The sequence below is a fragment of the Psychrobacillus sp. Z16_25 genome (assembly GCF_056856695.1).
Genome location: NZ_JBXEOV010000003.1, coordinates 68,744 through 83,704, shown reverse-complemented (window position 1 = coordinate 83,704; position 14,961 = coordinate 68,744). Strand labels below are relative to the sequence as shown.

Sequence of the window (14,961 nt, the reverse complement as noted above, 5' to 3'; positions counted from 1 at the left end):
TAGATAAGTATGACAGTCTAAGGAGAGAGGGACTTGAAGCAGTATTTCTTTCGAGAGGTTGTGTATATTGACAGAGGTAAAGCGTTTGAGGTGGTAAACGAAGAACAAGAGTGTGTAGGCTTTATTGGAGAAGCAGACATCCTGGATTGTGAAAAAGAACATACTTTTTCCTTTACATCTAATAAAGGGAATAAGGTGTCCATGGGAATTAAAAAAAGAGGCTTTTATAATTTTCTGAGTGCTAGATATTTGATAGAAGTAGGGGGGAAAAACTACTTTTTAAAAGATAAGACTGGAAGCAGTTTGCTTTACTTTTGTGTCGTAGGAGAAATAGAAGGAGAAAAGTTACTAGTGGAAGAAAATTGGAATAAGGATGTCGAGGTAAAAATCCATGGAAGACAGATTGCTGCTATAAAAAAGGAAAATTTTTCGCTTAAACCAATCTTTCTTATAGATGAATTGCTCGACGAGTCATCTCCCCTTTTTGCCATAATCATTTTGATGTACTTTATGTATAAGATATACAATAAAGAGACAGCGTTTATCGAAATGCTTTTTTTAAATTAGAAAGAAGCTATCATCTCTGTAACCATTGAGAAACTAAAAGAAGGTGTCTTTATCGTTTTTCTTTCTAAGTAAATTAAAAAGAATAAAAACCCTCCGAGGAGGGTTTTTAGGATCTGTTATATGGAGTTGCATCTGGTATTTCAGCATAAGGGTTTTCTTTATTAATATGATCGTAGAACATGATTCCGTTTAGATGATCTAGCTCGTGCTGGAATGCGATAGCTGGTAATCCCTTTAAACGTTTTTTAAATGGAGTGCCATCTGGGTAAAAGCCGGTAGCGGTAATTCTCGCATAACGAGGTACATAGCCTTCGATTACCTCGTCAACGGAAAGACATCCTTCGCCGGAGGTAATATAGGTTTTTTCTACAGAGTGACTGATTATTTTAGGATTGACTGCTACAAAGCTTACTAGTTCGTCATTTTCATCGGTTAAATGGAGAGCGAACATTCTTTTCTCTTGATTGACCTGTGGAGCAGCAAGTCCGATTCCCGCTCGTAGGTTATATTTGCTGGCAATTTCTTCGTCCTGACTATTTTTTACATACTCTAGAAGGTCGTTTGCCAGCTTAATATCATCCTCAGACAATGGAAATGTCATCTCGGCTGTTTTTTTACGTAAGGTTGGGTGACCGTCTCGGATAATATCTTTCATTAAAATCATTTCAATCGTCCTTTCCGTTTTCATATATATATTATAACGAAAGTTACACGTAAGCTAAACAAAAAGAGCATATGGTTCAGTTGAATTTCCATCTCATAACTATTATAGTTTAAAAGGAAGATAGGAGGTTGAGCAATGAAACTAGTGAGATATATTTTCCCCTTCTGCATGCTATTACTCCTTTCTGCGTGTTCCTTTGGTGATACAACGGAACAAAAGCTTTCTAATATCCTTTCAGATATTTATGAATTAGAAAGTGATTATCGTGATGTGCAAGCAGACTTAGCAGAAACTGAAATAAAAGAGCAAACAAATTTTCAAAGAATGATGGAGCTTACACAAGATCAACAGGATGAGCTTGCTGTCCAGGTGGAAGATACTGCTAAAATATTGGAAGAACGCATAGCTCTAGTGGAAAAAGAAAAAACTTCCATAGAAGCTGCGAAGGAAAAGATGGAAGAATTAACTTCCCTTGTTGCTGATACAGAAGACGAAGTAGAAAAAGAAGGTATCAAAAAAGTACAAAATGCCTTAAAAAATCGTTATGAAGCTTATGATAAACTAATCGGTGAATATGATGCTCTAACAGCTTTACAAGGCGACTTGTATAATATGTTACTTGATGAAGAGGCTAATATTGGGACAATACAAGACCAGGTAGAACAGGTAAATAAGCAAAATGAGGTTGTTCAACAAGCTGTTGATCATTTTAATGAGCTAACTGCTAGTTTAAATGATGTAAAGCGAGAAGCTTTTACTGTCCTACAAGATGAATAGTTTTCTGAAAAGGTGGTACTTTAATAGTACTGCTTTTTTTATTCTCCTGATATATTACAGGAAGAAAAAAGAACTATAACAGCTAAATATATTTCTAATTTTCTAATAAAAAAATATTAGGATTCTAGATGATTGACCCTTCATTTATTCTTAAGTATACTAAGGTGGAAATGAAGTTGTATTACTCGGTTCGTGAAAACATTTTAATACAGAACAAAAGGAGAGTTGCTAAATGGCATCTAAAAAGGCATCGAAGTTTGATCCTATGAAAACGCTTCAAGAGATTGAAGAAAAATTTGAAATGTTCCAGATCTTGAATGAAGAAGGAGAAATTGTAAACAAGGAAGCAGACCCTAAATTATCAGATGAAGATTTAGTGGAATTAATGACGCGCATGGTTTACACAAGAATCTTAGACCAACGTTCTATTTCGCTTAACCGTCAAGGACGTTTAGGATTCTACGCACCAACAGCGGGACAAGAAGCTTCACAGCTTGCTTCACATTTCGCATGTGAAAAAGAGGATTTCATCTTACCTGGTTATCGTGATGTACCTCAGATTGTGTGGCACGGATTACCTTTATGGCAAGCGTTCCTTTTCTCACGTGGTCACTTTATGGGGAACCAAATACCTGAAGGTGTAAACGTTTTCCCTCCACAAATTATCATTGGTGCACAATATATCCAAGCGGCTGGTGTCGCAATGGGAATGCAAAAACGTGGCAAGAAATCAATTGCTATCACGTACACAGGTGATGGTGGGTCATCACAAGGGGACTTCTATGAAGGAATCAACTTCGCTGGAGCATACCGCTTGCCAGCTGTATTTATTGTACAAAACAACCAGTATGCTATTTCTACACCGAGAGAACTTCAAACTGCTGCAAAAACGATTGCTCAAAAGGGTATAGCTGCAGGTATTCCAAGTATATTAGTTGATGGAATGGACCCGCTAGCTGTTTATGTAGCAACAAGAGATGCTAGAGAAAGAGCAGTGAACGGAGAAGGTCCAAGTCTAATTGAAACGCTTTGTTACCGTTATGGACCGCATACAATGGCAGGTGACGATCCTACTCGTTACCGTACATCTGAAACAGACTCTGCATGGGAGAAAAAAGACCCGATTGTTCGCTTCCGTAAATATCTAGAAGCAAAAGGTATTTGGAGTGAAGAAAAAGAGAATGAAGTAATCGAACGTGCAAAAGAGGAAATTAAAGATGCGATTAAAAAAGCAGACGCTGCACCAAAACAAAAAGTAACAGACTTAATGAAGATTATGTATGAAGAAAATCCATATAACTTAGAAGAGCAATTAGCTTACTATACAGAGAAGGAGTCGAAGTAACCGATGGCACAAATGACAATGATTCAAGCAATAACGGATGCACTTCGTTGTGAGCTTAAAAACGATGAAAATGTGTTAGTCTTCGGCGAAGACGTTGGTAATAATGGTGGGGTATTCCGTGCTACGGAAGGACTTCAAAAAGAGTTTGGAGAGGACAGAGTATTTGATACTCCGTTAGCTGAGTCTGGAATTGGTGGACTAGCTGTTGGGTTATCACTTCAAGGCTTCCGTCCAGTACCTGAAATTCAGTTCTTTGGATTTGTTTATGAGGTTATGGATTCTATTAGTGGCCAATTGGCTCGTATGCGCTTCCGTACAGGAGGAGCGTTCAACGCACCAGTCACTATTCGTTCCCCATTTGGTGGTGGCGTACATACACCAGAAATGCATGCAGATAGCTTAGAGTTACTTATGACATCTAGCCCAGGTGTGAAGGTAGTAATCCCATCTACTCCATACGATGCAAAAGGATTACTAATTGCTTCTATTAGAGATAACGACCCTGTTGTTTTCTTAGAGCATATGAAATTGTATCGTTCTTTCCGTGGAGAAGTGCCAGAAGAGTCTTATACAATTCCACTTGGAAAAGCAGATGTGAAGCGTGAAGGAAAAGACTTAACAATCATTGCATATGGTGCGATGGTACATGAAAGCTTAAAGGCTGCAGAAGAGCTTGAAAAAGAAGGATATTCTGTAGAGGTAATTGACTTACGTACGGTTCAGCCTCTAGATATTGAAACAATTATCAGCTCTGTAGAAAAAACAAATCGTGCAATTGTCGTACAAGAAGCGCAAAGACAAGCAGGTATCGCTGCAAACGTAGTAGCGGAAATCACAGAAAGAGCTATTTTAAGCTTAGAAGCTCCTGTGCTTCGAGTTACAGCGCCTGATACTGTATATCCATTCTCACAAGCGGAAACAGTATGGCTTCCAAACTCTAAGGACATAATGGAAACAGCTAAGAAAGTGTTAACGTTCTAATATAATTTTTACTATTTACTATAGAGAGGATGAGGACTTTGTCATTTGAGTTTCGTTTACCTGACATCGGAGAAGGTATACATGAAGGAGAAATTGTTAAGTGGTTTGTAAAACCAGGCGATGAAGTAGAAGAGGACGATATTTTATGTGAAGTACAAAACGACAAGGCGGTCGTTGAAATTCCTTCTCCTGTAAAAGGGAAAGTAACAGATGTACTAGTAGAAGAAGGTACGGTTGCTGTTGTAGGAGATGTACTAGTAAAGCTCGACGCTCCTGGCTATGAGGATCTTCAGTTTAAAGGAGACCATGGTGGGGAAAAGAAAACAGAGGAGCAAGTTCAAGCTACTTATGAAAGTGGTCAAAACTTGGAGAAGGAGTCAGTAGAGACTTCTAACAATAACAATCAAGAGGCACCAGTAGCAGAGGCTGGAAAGACACCGGTAGGTATTGCTCCAGTCAAAGAAGAAGCAAGTGCAAATAATCGCATTATTGCAATGCCTTCTGTTCGTAAATATGCACGTGAAAACGATGTGGACATTTTAAAAGTTACTGGTACTGGTAACAATGGGCGTATTTTAAAAGAAGATATTGATGCGTTCCTATCCGGTGATCAACAATCTGCTGCAGCTGCTTCCACTGAAGTAGAGGAAGCAAACACTACATCAGAAGAAACAAAAACAGCACCTGTTGTTTTAGAGGGCGACTTCCCAGAAACACGAGAAAAGCTTTCTCCAATGCGTAAAGCAATCGCTAAAGCAATGGTTAACTCGAAGCATACTGCACCACATGTTACATTAATGGATGAAGTAGATGTAACGGAGCTAGTTGCTCACCGTAAAAAATTCAAGGATATTGCAGCGGAGAAGAATATCAAGCTGACATACTTACCATATGTGGTAAAAGCTCTAGTAAGTACGCTTCGTGAATATCCATTATTAAATACATCTTATGATGACGAAACAAATGAAGTTGTACAAAAGCATTATTATAATATCGGTATTGCAGCTGACACAGAAAAAGGTCTTCTAGTTCCAGTGATTAAGCATGCAGATCGAAAATCTGTTTTTGCCATCTCTGATGAAATTAATACCCTAGCTACTAAGGCTAGAGAAGGAAAGCTTTCTCCTGCAGAAATGAAAGGAGCTTCCTGCTCTATCACGAATATTGGTTCTGCTGGAGGTCAGTGGTTCACACCAGTTATTAATCACCCAGAGGTAGCAATACTCGGAATTGGTCGAATTTCAGAAAAACCTGTAATAAAAAATAGTGAAATTGTAGCGGCTCCTGTGTTAGCATTATCTTTGAGCTTCGATCATCGTATGATCGATGGAGCGACTGCACAGCATGCGTTAAATCATTTGAAACGTTTACTAAGCAGTCCAGAATTATTATTAATGGAGGCGTAAAAAATGGTAGTAGGAGATTTCCCGATTGAAACAGATACTTTGGTAATTGGTTCAGGACCTGGAGGTTACGTAGCGGCGATTCGTGCTGCACAAACTGGTCAAAAGGTTGTTGTAGTAGAAAAAGAACACATTGGTGGAGTGTGCTTAAATGTTGGGTGTATCCCATCAAAAGCATTGATTTCTGTTGGTCACCGTTTCGAACAAGCAAAGCATTCTGATGATATGGGTATTACAGCAACTGACGTAAAAATTGACTTTTCAAAAGCACAAGCTTTCAAGGATAGTGTTGTAAAGAAACTAACTAGTGGAGTATCTGGCTTATTGAAAGGGAATAACGTAGAGGTTGTTAGTGGAGAAGCTTATTTTGTAGATGCGAATACTGTTCGTGTAATGGATGAGTCTTCTGCTCAAACATATAAATTCAAAAACGCTATTATTGCAACTGGATCTCGTCCGGTTGAAATTCCAACTTTCAAATATACAAAACGTGTGATTAACTCAACTGGCGCATTAAACCTTGAAGAAATCCCAGGGAAATTAGTAGTAATCGGTGGAGGATACATCGGAACAGAGCTTGGTTCTGCTTATGCAAACCTTGGTTCTCAAGTTACGATTATCGAAGGTGGAGACGATATCCTAGCTGGTTTCGAAAAACAAATGACTACTATCGTGAAAAAAGGCTTGAAGAAAAAAGGCGTAGATGTAGTCGTGAAGGCTTCTGCTAAAGGTGTAGTAGAAACAGAAACAGGCGTTACTGTTACTTACGAAGCTGGAGGAGAAGAAAAATCAGTGGAAGCTGATTATGTATTAGTAACTGTAGGTCGTCGTCCAAACACAGACGAAATCGGCTTAGAGGAGCTAGGCATCAAATTTGCTGAGCGCGGTTTACTTGAAGTAGATAAACAATGCCGCACAAGCATTCCAAACATTTATGCAATTGGAGATATTGTTGCTGGTCCTCAATTAGCACACAAAGCTTCTTATGAAGGAAAAGTTGCTGCTGAAGCAATCGCTGGTCAATCCTCTGTTGTAGATTACCTAGCAATCCCAGCAGTATGCTTCACAGATCCAGAACTTGCTACAGTAGGTTTATCTGAAGCACAAGCAAAAGAGCAAGGCTTTGACGTAGTAGCAGGGAAATTCCCATTTGGTGCTAACGGCCGTGCGCTTGCATTAAATGCTGCAGAAGGCTTCGTGAAGCTTGTTTCACGTAAAGAGGATGGTTTATTACTTGGTGCACAAATTGTAGGTCAAGGAGCATCTGACATGATTGCTGAGCTTGGTCTTGCAATTGAAGCTGGTATGACTGTAGAAGATATTGCGATGACTATTCATGCTCACCCAACATTAGGTGAAATTGCAATGGAAGCTGCAGAAGTGGTAATGGGTCACCCAATCCACATTATCTCTAAATAATTTATTTCACATAAGGGTACGGAGAATATTTTCTCCGTACTTTTTTTATTGCCTAAAATAGGAACAAGATAGACTAGTGGTAGCACGGGTATATTTGGGTATTAATAAGCTGCATGTATGCTTGTTTTTTGTCCAAAATATAGGGAATGGAGAATATATACACTGTCACCTGGGAAACTACATTGGTAAAATGAAGAAAGAGAAGGGAAGGAATACATATGAAAAATGCAACTAAGATGTTATTAGCAGCTTTGTTACTAGGGTTAGGGGCTTGTAGTGGTGAAGAAGCAAAAGAGGTGGAAGAAAAGCCACAAGATACAATAACTACTTCTCAAGAGCTTGAAACAGAACAAGTTGTAGAAAAAGAGACTGTAGAGGAAGAGCCACCTGTAGAACAAGTGGAAGAGCTCTATGAACTTAATCCTGCCAACTGGACGCTAGATCCTATTGCGGATGCTGATCCCGAGGTTGTACTAATGACGATTGACGATGCGCCTGATAAGCATGCAGTAGAAATGGCCAAAACATTAAAAGAGTTAGAGGTTCCTGCCATTTTCTTTGTAAATGGACACTTCCTTGATTCGGAAGAAGGACAGAAGAACCTAAAGACAATCCATGAGCTAGGCTTTGCTATTGGTAATCACACGCAAACTCATGCAAATCTGAAAGATAGTACCGAGGAACAGCAACGAAATGAAATTTTGGAGTTAAATAAAACAATCGAAGAGATTATCGGTGAAAAGCCCAAATTCTTCCGAGCTCCATTTGGTGCAAATACAGATTTTAGTAAATCACTTGTAAAGCAAGAAGGCATGATCCTCATGAATTGGACATATGGCTACGATTGGGAAAAACAATATATGGATGCCGAGAGCTTAGCAGAAATCATGGTAAATACACCTTATTTAACAAATGGTGCAAATCTCCTGATGCATGATAGAGAGTGGACAGCGGCGGCCTTACCGAAAATTGTGGAAGGTCTTCGAGCAAAAGGCTTTGGCTTTGTCGACCCTAAAACAATTAAAGGACTTTAAACAGGCAGTAACAAGCATTTACGATTCTACTTATAGTAGGGAATCGTAGGTGCTTTTTTATTAGGCGTTGATTGTAAAGAACCTGTCTACCCAGGGTTAGCTAGATCAGGAGCGGTAGCTAGCAATTTGGTTGACATTCGCAAGTAAATCTACTGGAACCGCAAGTAACCTCATCACGAGCGCAAGTAACCGGTCCGCCTCCGCAAGTAACTGAATTGCAAGCACACGTATTGTTCAACAAACCGCTTGTATTGGAAAAAGCATGGGAATGCTCTCCACTTTTTGCAAGCGAAAAGTGACCATTTCCCAAAAAAACTGTCTACCTAGGCCGTTTTCTAAACGAACTATATTCATAGACAAGTAGGCAGAATAAGCGTAAAATATTTTCTATTCTTACATAATAGTGGAGGGGGAACTTTTCGAGGTCTTATATGAAAAAGATAGTATTCATCCTATTTCAGATTGTATTTTTATATCTATTCTCTTTCTTAGGAACGTTGATTGTGGAGATGCTTTCTATTCCGTTTCCTGGAAGTATGCTTGGACTGATTTTATTGTTTATCTGTTTACAGCTGAAAATTATTCCTGTTAGCTATATAAAAGATGGAGCAGGATTTTTGTTAGCATTTCTTGCTCTTTTCTTCGTTCCAGCTACTGCGGGAATTATGAAATATCCTCAATTTCTTTCTTGGACTGGAGGACTTATGCTATTTTCTTTGATTGCAAGTACGATTTTCACTATTTTTATAACGGGGAGAGTGTGTGAGTTCTTTTTGAAGAAATGGGCGAAGGAGGAAACGGCTTCATGACAGCTATCGTGGTTATTTTAGGGACCATTCTTCTGTATGTGGGTATGACGTATGTATATAGAAGATTTACTTATCCGTTGCTTCTGCCCATTTTAACGACGACTACTATAACCGTCATGATCTTGAGTTTGCTAGATGTTTCCTATGAGACGTATATGTCAGGTGCTAAATGGATTGACGGAATGCTTGGGCCGGCGGTTGTTAGCATGGCATATCCGCTCTATATACATAGAGAGAAGCTTCTAAAGTATCTACCGACTTTAGTGATGAGTGTTTTCGTTGCATTGCTATCTGGCATGATTAGTATAACTATTTTATCTAAGATTTTTTCTTTCGAAAAAGAAGTTTTACTCTCGTTTTTACCCAAATCCATTACTTCCCCTGTAGCGATGCCAATTAGTGAAAGTATTGGTGGTCTCCCTACGTTGACAGCAGTTCTAGTAATTATCGCCGGGCTGATAGGAGCTTTATTTGGACCTCTATTATTTAGATATGGTGGGATAGAAAGTGCAGTAAGTCGAGGGATCTCTATGGGGAGTGCCTCTCACGGAATTGGGCTAACTAAATTGAACGAATATGGTGAAGAAACCTTAACGATGGGAACGGTAGGAATGACGTTAAGCGCTATTTTTGGAGCTTTCGTTTCACCGCTCTTTGCGTTAATTTTATGAAACAAAAAGTATTTCGAAATAGCAAAGGCTATGTTTTCTAATTATTCTACAAAAATGTCATTCTAATAGATGATTACATCTAAAAACACCTACGATTTTTTATCATAGGTGTTTTACTTTTGACCGTCTAAAACTTCTCATTAAAATATCGGCTGTTGCTCTTTAATTACATGAATCATCTCTAAGGTATCGTCCTCGGGGCCTTGAACCGGTAAACCAGCCTCAAGGTTCATATGGATATAATTTATATTATTTTGAGTAATTATTTCCCCGGGAATAAAAATAGGAATCCCAGGAGGATAGACCATAACAAATTCAGCAGAGATTCTGCCGGCTGCCTTGGCTAAGGGAATGGCCTCGGTTGTTGCATAGAATGCATCTCTTGGAGACATAGCGAGACCAGGGATTTCAGGTAATGTTACAGAAGGCTCCACAACCGCTGCTTCTGATTCGTGTGCAGCTACCATTCTAGTAAGAGCGTTTACTAGTAAGTTTGCCTCTTTTTTTGTATCTCCTAAAGTAATTAAACACAAGATATTATATAAATCGGATAGCTCCACTTCAATGTTTGCTTTTTCTCGAAGCCATGTTTCCGCCTCGTAACCGGTGATTCCTAAATTTTTCACGCTAATTAATAGCTTTGTAGGATCCATATCATACGTTGCGGATGTTTTTAAGATTTCTTCTCCCACACATCGGATATGGGGGATTGCATTGATTCTTTTTCTTGTATCCTTTGCTATTCTAATGGCATCACCAATCAAATCTTCTCCATGAATGGCAAGCTGTCTTCTAGCAGTATCTAAAGATGCCAAAAGCGGATAGGAAGTGGACGTCGTTGTAAGCATGGACAAGATCGATTGTACTCTTTTAGAGGACACCAACCCTTCTCGTACGTTTAGCACGGAGCTTTGCGTCATTGAGCCACCTAGCTTATGCACAGAGGTCGCAGCCATGTCTGCTCCAGCTTCCATAGCAGAGATCGGTAGCGCTTCATGGAAATGAATATGAACCCCATGAGCTTCATCGACAACAACAGGAATGTTTTTGGCATGTGCTAAATCAACAATCTTCTTTAAATCCGCTGCCAGACCGAAGTATGTAGGATTAATCACCAAAAGTCCCTTAGCGTCTGGATGTGCTTCCAGTGCCTTTTCTACTGACTCTACAGAAATTCCATGGGAGACACCAAGCTCTTGGTCTACCTCTGGATGAATAAACACAGGGATCGCTCCCGCAAAAACGATTGCAGACATAATAGATTTGTGTACGTTCCTAGGTACGAGTAGCTTGTCTCCGGGTCCGCAAATAGTAAGTATCATCGTCATAATTGCACCACTTGTTCCCTGTACAGAGAAGAAGGTTTCATCTGCTCCAAATGCTTCTGCAGCTAGCTGCTGAGCTTTTTTTATTGCTCCTTTTGGAGAATGTAAATCGTCCAGTGGAGCAATATTGATTAAATCTATAGAAAGGATATTATCGCCGACAAATTCACGAAATGCAGGGTCTACTCCTTTTCCTTTTTTATGACCAGGTATATGAAACTGGATAGGGTGTCGATTTCGGTGCTTTAAAAGCGCATCGAAAATAGGAGTTTCTAATTGTGACAATTCTTATACCACCTCTATACGGAAATTTTTATTCTACTAATATAATTGGAACTTTTTGAAACAAGAGAATTATAGCATTTCAGGAAAAGTATTACTATAAAAATGTTAGTATTTGAAACCTGCTAAAGGATTCTTTACACTGATGAAAAGGGGGAAAGACTATGACATTCCAAACGAGAGTTACAGAGTTGCTGCAAATAAAATATCCAATCATTCAAGGTGGTTTAGCTTATTTGGCATATTCTGATCTTTGTGCAGCTGTTTCTAATGCGGGAGGACTTGGCCAAATCACTGCCATGAGTTTAAAAACTCCTGAAGAGCTGCGAGCGGAAATTCATCGAGTTAGGACGCTAACGGATAAGCCGTTCGGAGTAAACTATGCGATTGGACAAACAGGAAAACCATATGAGCATATGTTGGAAGTAGCGATAGAAGAAGATGTCCCTGTCATTTCTATGACTGGTGGAAACCCTGCTCCTTTATTAGAAAAGCTGGCAAATACCAAGATTAAAAAATTAGTGCTTGTTGCGGCAAAGCGTCAAGCGAAAAAGGCAGAGCAATTAGGTGCTGATGCAGTAATGGTAGTTGGTCAGGAAGGTGGAGGTCATCTTGGAAGAGATGACGTAGGATCAATGGTATTAATTCCTCAGGTAGTAGATGCCGTATCTATCCCCGTCATAGCTTCGGGTGGCATAGCGGACGGCCGTGGCTGGATGGCTGCGCATGCGTTAGGAGCAGAGGGCATCGAAATGGGTACAAGATTTATTGCAACAAAGGAATGTATCCATGCATCTGAGGCCTATAAACAAGCCATATTAACGAAAGAAGAAAATGATACGGTCGTTATAAAAAGATCGTTAGGAGCGCCAGCAAGGGCCTTAAAAAACGAATGGACCGATAAAATCCTGAAACTGGAGCAAGAAAACCCTACTTATGACCAGCTGAAGGACTATATAAGTGGAGAAGCTAATAAGCAATTCATTTATAATGGCTTAGACAATCAAGGCTTCGGCTGGGCAGGTCAAGCGATTGGGATGATAAAGGATATTCCGACGACGGAGGAGCTTATCCATAGGATGGTTCAGGAAGCAACAGACATACGCAAAAAATGGAGTCTATAGGAGAGATGAAGACATGGAATATAGCTATCCTTTTTCATTGGATTGGTCAACGAAAGAAATAGTGGATGTTGTCCAATTTTTTGAAGCAATAGAGGATGCCTATGAAAAAGGCATTAAACGAGAGGTACTAATGGAAAAATATAGACGATTCAAGGAGATAGTTCCTTCGATCGCTGAGGAAAAAACATATTTTCGCGACTTTGAAAAAGAGAGCGGATATGCAAGCTACCCAATTATTAAAAAGATGAAGGAATCAGATAATAATACGATAATCAAAGGGTAAAATGAAAGGCGTTCCAAAGTTCACCATGCTTCTGGAACGCCTATATTTTTTAGAGATTATGTAGAGGTTTCTATTCTTGATTATTTCATTTGAATCATTGTTTTATAAATCGGAAGAAGTTTATCAAAGGTGTCTTCTGCGATAGATAAGAATTCTTCTTCGCTTAACTTGATCGCTTGTTCCCTTGGTATATGCTTTCCAACTAGGAACTCTCCTTTTTTCACATCGCGTAATCTAATTAAAAGCTCCTCTACACCGTCTTTTCCTGCTTCTTGGATAGGAAAGGCTTCTGGCTTCATATGATCGCCTGAAACGATAAAATCTTCAGGTAATTTAGCAAAGAGATTTTGTTTGCTTAGTAAGCGCTCTGCAATCCCCTTTTTGTCAGGAGCTTCATAAATAACTGCCAGGATAATAAAGAGGTGAGATCCCCATAAACCAATTTGGAAATGTGGTAAAGCCTTGTAGCCTCGTTTATACGGTGCAAAGGCAACCCAGCTATCCTTTGGTGGATTGACTGAACGTCGTGCGTGTTTAGCGACATGTGGGAAATATTCATCTCCTAATACTCCTGAAAAGTAACCGCTATAAACTTCCCCTAATTTCTCAAATTTGGGGCGAATACGTTCAATTAAAGCGGTCATCCTATTTTCTAAGCCCTCTATTTCGAATACTTCAAAGTCTGATTTGTTCCAAAAAGTTTTGTTCATATCATGGCTCCTTTCACTTTATATGTTTATTTTAACGAATTTATGGGTAAAAATCTTGTAAGTAGTTAAATTAATTTAACACATATCGACCAGTTGCATAATGTAAAATAAAAGTTCTAAATATTCAAGAAATTATAGTGGAGAAAGGTGTGTTAACTATGAGACAGGTTGTGCATATTATCCGAAAATATGACATGGAGAAGGAAAAAATCCAGACCTTGAAATTAGAGTTGGATTACCAGCTTGCAACTTTATATGAGGCCATGCAAAACAACGATGAGGAAGAGATAAGCGATACCAAGGAGCAGCTGAAAGAAATTCACAAGCTGTTAGAAGAGCTTAATGCACTCGACTGACACTAATAATAAAAGACACCATGCTAGTAAACGACAGCAGGTGTTTTTTTCTTTATACTAGAAGAAATGGTTGTAGAAGGGGAGCTGTCGATGAACTTACATTCTTTAGATAAATATGCAAAATCGCTGATTAAACAAGCAGCTAATAATATACGGCATTCGTTTTCTTCCGAACTTATTATTGAATCAAAAGAAGCAGCAAATGACTTAGTAACCAATATCGATAAAGAAACCGAACAGTTTTTTATTCGCCATATTCGAAGTGATTATCCAGACCATCGCATTTTGGGAGAAGAAGGGTTTGGGGATACCTTTACTGATTTAAAAGGGTATGTATGGATACTCGATCCGATTGATGGAACTACTAACTTTATTCATTTTAAGCGAAACTTTGCGATTTCTTTGGGGATATACAAAGATGGGGTTGGGATACTCGGGTATATTTATAACGTGATGGAGGATGAGCTAGTAAGTGCTACAGCTAATGAGGGTGCTTATGTGAACGATATTAGAATTCCTCCTTTAGAAAGCACGACAGTGGACCAAGCGATTATCGGGGTTAATGCTAGTTGGATTGCTCCTAATCGATATATTGAGCATGATGGAATGCTTGCACTACTTCGGGATGCACGAGCTACTCGGTCACTGGGATCTGCTGCTATCGAAATCTCTTATGTAGCAACTGGTAAGTTAGATGCTTATATGTCGATGCGGTTAGGCCCGTGGGACGTGGCAGGAGGCATGGTCATTGCCAAAGAAGTAGGGGCAATAGTTTCAACCTTGGAGAATGAATCTGTCAATCTATTAAAGAAGGGCTCCTTCCTAGTTTCGAAGCCTGGCTTACATGAGCAATTGTTATCTGAATATATTTTATGGAAGAAATAAAAGAGGCAAGGTAATGGGAGATACCCTGTTTGGTGCAGAAATAAGAAAGCACTTATGATTTTTTATCATAAGTGCTATTCATTCAATTTGACTCTATAGATGATTGGAGTCTATAACAAGCCCTTTTCTCTCATTTGCTTCTTTGTTTTAAAGCCAAAGCCCATTACTACACACAACAAGACGATGAAAAGGATGATCAGTGGTATATTGCGTAGTGCAACAGCTACTCCAATCAAGGCCATAGAAAGCATTGCACCTAGGGAGAACAGAACGAAAATCCATTTAATATTACCCATTTATGTTAACCTCCAAAAAAATAGTGAAAA

17 protein-coding genes are annotated in these 14,961 nt (G+C 39.1%); 13 read left to right on the top strand and 4 right to left on the bottom strand.

Annotated elements, in window-relative coordinates; genetic code table 11:
* Nucleotides 1-33 precede the first annotated feature (33 nt).
* Nucleotides 34-567, top strand: coding sequence for a hypothetical protein (locus AC1VU3_RS04950; protein WP_480389987.1), 534 nt, complete (start codon nt 34-36; stop codon nt 565-567).
* Nucleotides 568-673: 106 nt separating this feature from the next.
* On the opposite strand, the gene def is transcribed toward AC1VU3_RS04950, so the two are convergent.
* Complete coding sequence (gene def / locus AC1VU3_RS04945; protein ID WP_480389988.1) at nt 674-1,231, bottom strand: peptide deformylase; 558 nt, start codon at nt 1,229-1,231, stop codon at nt 674-676.
* 135 nt (nt 1,232-1,366) lie between these two features.
* On the opposite strand from def, the gene AC1VU3_RS04940 reads away from it, so the two are divergent.
* The 8 genes from AC1VU3_RS04940 (at nt 1,367) to AC1VU3_RS04905 (ending at nt 9,670) form a co-directional block, all read left to right on the top strand.
* Nucleotides 1,367-2,008: a YkyA family protein gene (locus AC1VU3_RS04940; protein ID WP_480389989.1), complete on the top strand. Its 642-nt coding sequence runs from the start codon at nt 1,367-1,369 to the stop codon at nt 2,006-2,008.
* 232 nt (nt 2,009-2,240) lie between these two features.
* A complete protein-coding gene (pdhA, locus tag AC1VU3_RS04935; protein ID WP_480389990.1) occupies nt 2,241-3,353 on the top strand; it encodes a pyruvate dehydrogenase (acetyl-transferring) E1 component subunit alpha in 1,113 nt (370 codons plus the stop codon).
* Nucleotides 3,354-3,356: 3 nt separating this feature from the next.
* Nucleotides 3,357-4,334 carry an alpha-ketoacid dehydrogenase subunit beta gene (locus AC1VU3_RS04930; protein WP_482982935.1) on the top strand — a complete coding sequence of 326 codons (978 nt, stop codon included), beginning with the start codon at nt 3,357-3,359 and terminating at the stop codon, nt 4,332-4,334.
* A gap of 38 nt (nt 4,335-4,372) precedes the next feature.
* Nucleotides 4,373-5,740, top strand: coding sequence for a dihydrolipoamide acetyltransferase family protein (locus AC1VU3_RS04925; RefSeq protein WP_482982934.1), 1,368 nt, complete (start codon nt 4,373-4,375; stop codon nt 5,738-5,740).
* A gap of 3 nt (nt 5,741-5,743) precedes the next feature.
* Nucleotides 5,744-7,156, top strand: coding sequence for a dihydrolipoyl dehydrogenase (gene lpdA / locus AC1VU3_RS04920; RefSeq protein WP_480389993.1), 1,413 nt, complete (start codon nt 5,744-5,746; stop codon nt 7,154-7,156).
* Nucleotides 7,157-7,374: 218 nt separating this feature from the next.
* Complete coding sequence (locus tag AC1VU3_RS04915) at nt 7,375-8,190, top strand: polysaccharide deacetylase family protein (protein ID WP_480389994.1); 816 nt, start codon at nt 7,375-7,377, stop codon at nt 8,188-8,190.
* Nucleotides 8,191-8,621: 431 nt separating this feature from the next.
* Complete coding sequence (locus AC1VU3_RS04910) at nt 8,622-8,999, top strand: CidA/LrgA family protein (protein ID WP_480389995.1); 378 nt, start codon at nt 8,622-8,624, stop codon at nt 8,997-8,999.
* Nucleotides 8,996-9,670 (top strand): LrgB family protein, encoded by a 675-nt coding sequence (locus tag AC1VU3_RS04905; RefSeq protein ID WP_480389996.1) that lies wholly within the window; start codon nt 8,996-8,998, stop codon nt 9,668-9,670. The genes AC1VU3_RS04910 and AC1VU3_RS04905 overlap by 4 nt, the downstream gene beginning before the upstream one ends.
* A gap of 140 nt (nt 9,671-9,810) precedes the next feature.
* Here the strand turns inward: AC1VU3_RS04905 and AC1VU3_RS04900 are convergent, their stop codons facing one another.
* The gene (locus AC1VU3_RS04900; RefSeq protein ID WP_480389997.1) at nt 9,811-11,280 is read right to left on the bottom strand and encodes an aminotransferase class I/II-fold pyridoxal phosphate-dependent enzyme; all 1,470 of its coding nucleotides are present in this window, start codon (nt 11,278-11,280) and stop codon (nt 9,811-9,813) included.
* Nucleotides 11,281-11,441: 161 nt separating this feature from the next.
* Here AC1VU3_RS04900 and AC1VU3_RS04895 point away from each other — a divergent pair, with 161 nt between their 5' ends.
* Nucleotides 11,442-12,401, top strand: coding sequence for an NAD(P)H-dependent flavin oxidoreductase (locus tag AC1VU3_RS04895; RefSeq protein ID WP_480389998.1), 960 nt, complete (start codon nt 11,442-11,444; stop codon nt 12,399-12,401).
* Nucleotides 12,402-12,414: 13 nt separating this feature from the next.
* On the top strand, nt 12,415-12,684 hold the full coding sequence (locus AC1VU3_RS04890) for a UPF0223 family protein (protein ID WP_480389999.1): 270 nt from the start codon (nt 12,415-12,417) through the stop codon (nt 12,682-12,684).
* An 80-nt stretch (nt 12,685-12,764) separates the two neighbouring features.
* Here the strand turns inward: AC1VU3_RS04890 and AC1VU3_RS04885 are convergent, their stop codons facing one another.
* Nucleotides 12,765-13,394 carry a YktB family protein gene (locus AC1VU3_RS04885; RefSeq protein WP_480390000.1) on the bottom strand — a complete coding sequence of 210 codons (630 nt, stop codon included), beginning with the start codon at nt 13,392-13,394 and terminating at the stop codon, nt 12,765-12,767.
* A gap of 158 nt (nt 13,395-13,552) precedes the next feature.
* Here AC1VU3_RS04885 and AC1VU3_RS04880 point away from each other — a divergent pair, with 158 nt between their 5' ends.
* Together AC1VU3_RS04880 and AC1VU3_RS04875 are read left to right on the top strand one after the other, a co-directional pair.
* Entirely contained in the window at nt 13,553-13,750 is a 198-nt protein-coding gene (locus AC1VU3_RS04880) for a hypothetical protein (protein ID WP_480390001.1), read from the top strand.
* A gap of 90 nt (nt 13,751-13,840) precedes the next feature.
* A complete protein-coding gene (locus AC1VU3_RS04875; RefSeq protein WP_482982933.1) occupies nt 13,841-14,635 on the top strand; it encodes an inositol monophosphatase family protein in 795 nt (264 codons plus the stop codon).
* A gap of 110 nt (nt 14,636-14,745) precedes the next feature.
* Here the strand turns inward: AC1VU3_RS04875 and AC1VU3_RS04870 are convergent, their stop codons facing one another.
* A complete protein-coding gene (locus AC1VU3_RS04870) occupies nt 14,746-14,931 on the bottom strand; it encodes a YlaF family protein (protein ID WP_480390003.1) in 186 nt (61 codons plus the stop codon).
* Nucleotides 14,932-14,961 lie beyond the last annotated feature (30 nt).

Bases quoted from the DNA above. Each gene is read 5' to 3' on its own strand.
- AC1VU3_RS04930 (WP_482982935.1), top strand. From the start codon at position 3,357: ATGGCACAAATGACAATGATTCAAGCAATAACGGATGCACTTCGTTGT.
- AC1VU3_RS04875 (WP_482982933.1), top strand. From the start codon at position 13,841: ATGAACTTACATTCTTTAGATAAATATGCAAAATCGCTGATTAAACAA.
- AC1VU3_RS04905 (WP_480389996.1), top strand. From the start codon at position 8,996: ATGACAGCTATCGTGGTTATTTTAGGGACCATTCTTCTGTATGTGGGT.
- AC1VU3_RS04940 (WP_480389989.1), top strand. From the start codon at position 1,367: ATGAAACTAGTGAGATATATTTTCCCCTTCTGCATGCTATTACTCCTT.
- def (WP_480389988.1), bottom strand. From the start codon at position 1,231: ATGATTTTAATGAAAGATATTATCCGAGACGGTCACCCAACCTTACGT.
- AC1VU3_RS04880 (WP_480390001.1), top strand. From the start codon at position 13,553: ATGAGACAGGTTGTGCATATTATCCGAAAATATGACATGGAGAAGGAA.
- AC1VU3_RS04870 (WP_480390003.1), bottom strand. From the start codon at position 14,931: ATGGGTAATATTAAATGGATTTTCGTTCTGTTCTCCCTAGGTGCAATG.
- AC1VU3_RS04885 (WP_480390000.1), bottom strand. From the start codon at position 13,394: ATGAACAAAACTTTTTGGAACAAATCAGACTTTGAAGTATTCGAAATA.
- lpdA (WP_480389993.1), top strand. From the start codon at position 5,744: ATGGTAGTAGGAGATTTCCCGATTGAAACAGATACTTTGGTAATTGGT.
- AC1VU3_RS04890 (WP_480389999.1), top strand. From the start codon at position 12,415: ATGGAATATAGCTATCCTTTTTCATTGGATTGGTCAACGAAAGAAATA.
- pdhA (WP_480389990.1), top strand. From the start codon at position 2,241: ATGGCATCTAAAAAGGCATCGAAGTTTGATCCTATGAAAACGCTTCAA.
- AC1VU3_RS04895 (WP_480389998.1), top strand. From the start codon at position 11,442: ATGACATTCCAAACGAGAGTTACAGAGTTGCTGCAAATAAAATATCCA.
- AC1VU3_RS04910 (WP_480389995.1), top strand. From the start codon at position 8,622: ATGAAAAAGATAGTATTCATCCTATTTCAGATTGTATTTTTATATCTA.
- AC1VU3_RS04915 (WP_480389994.1), top strand. From the start codon at position 7,375: ATGAAAAATGCAACTAAGATGTTATTAGCAGCTTTGTTACTAGGGTTA.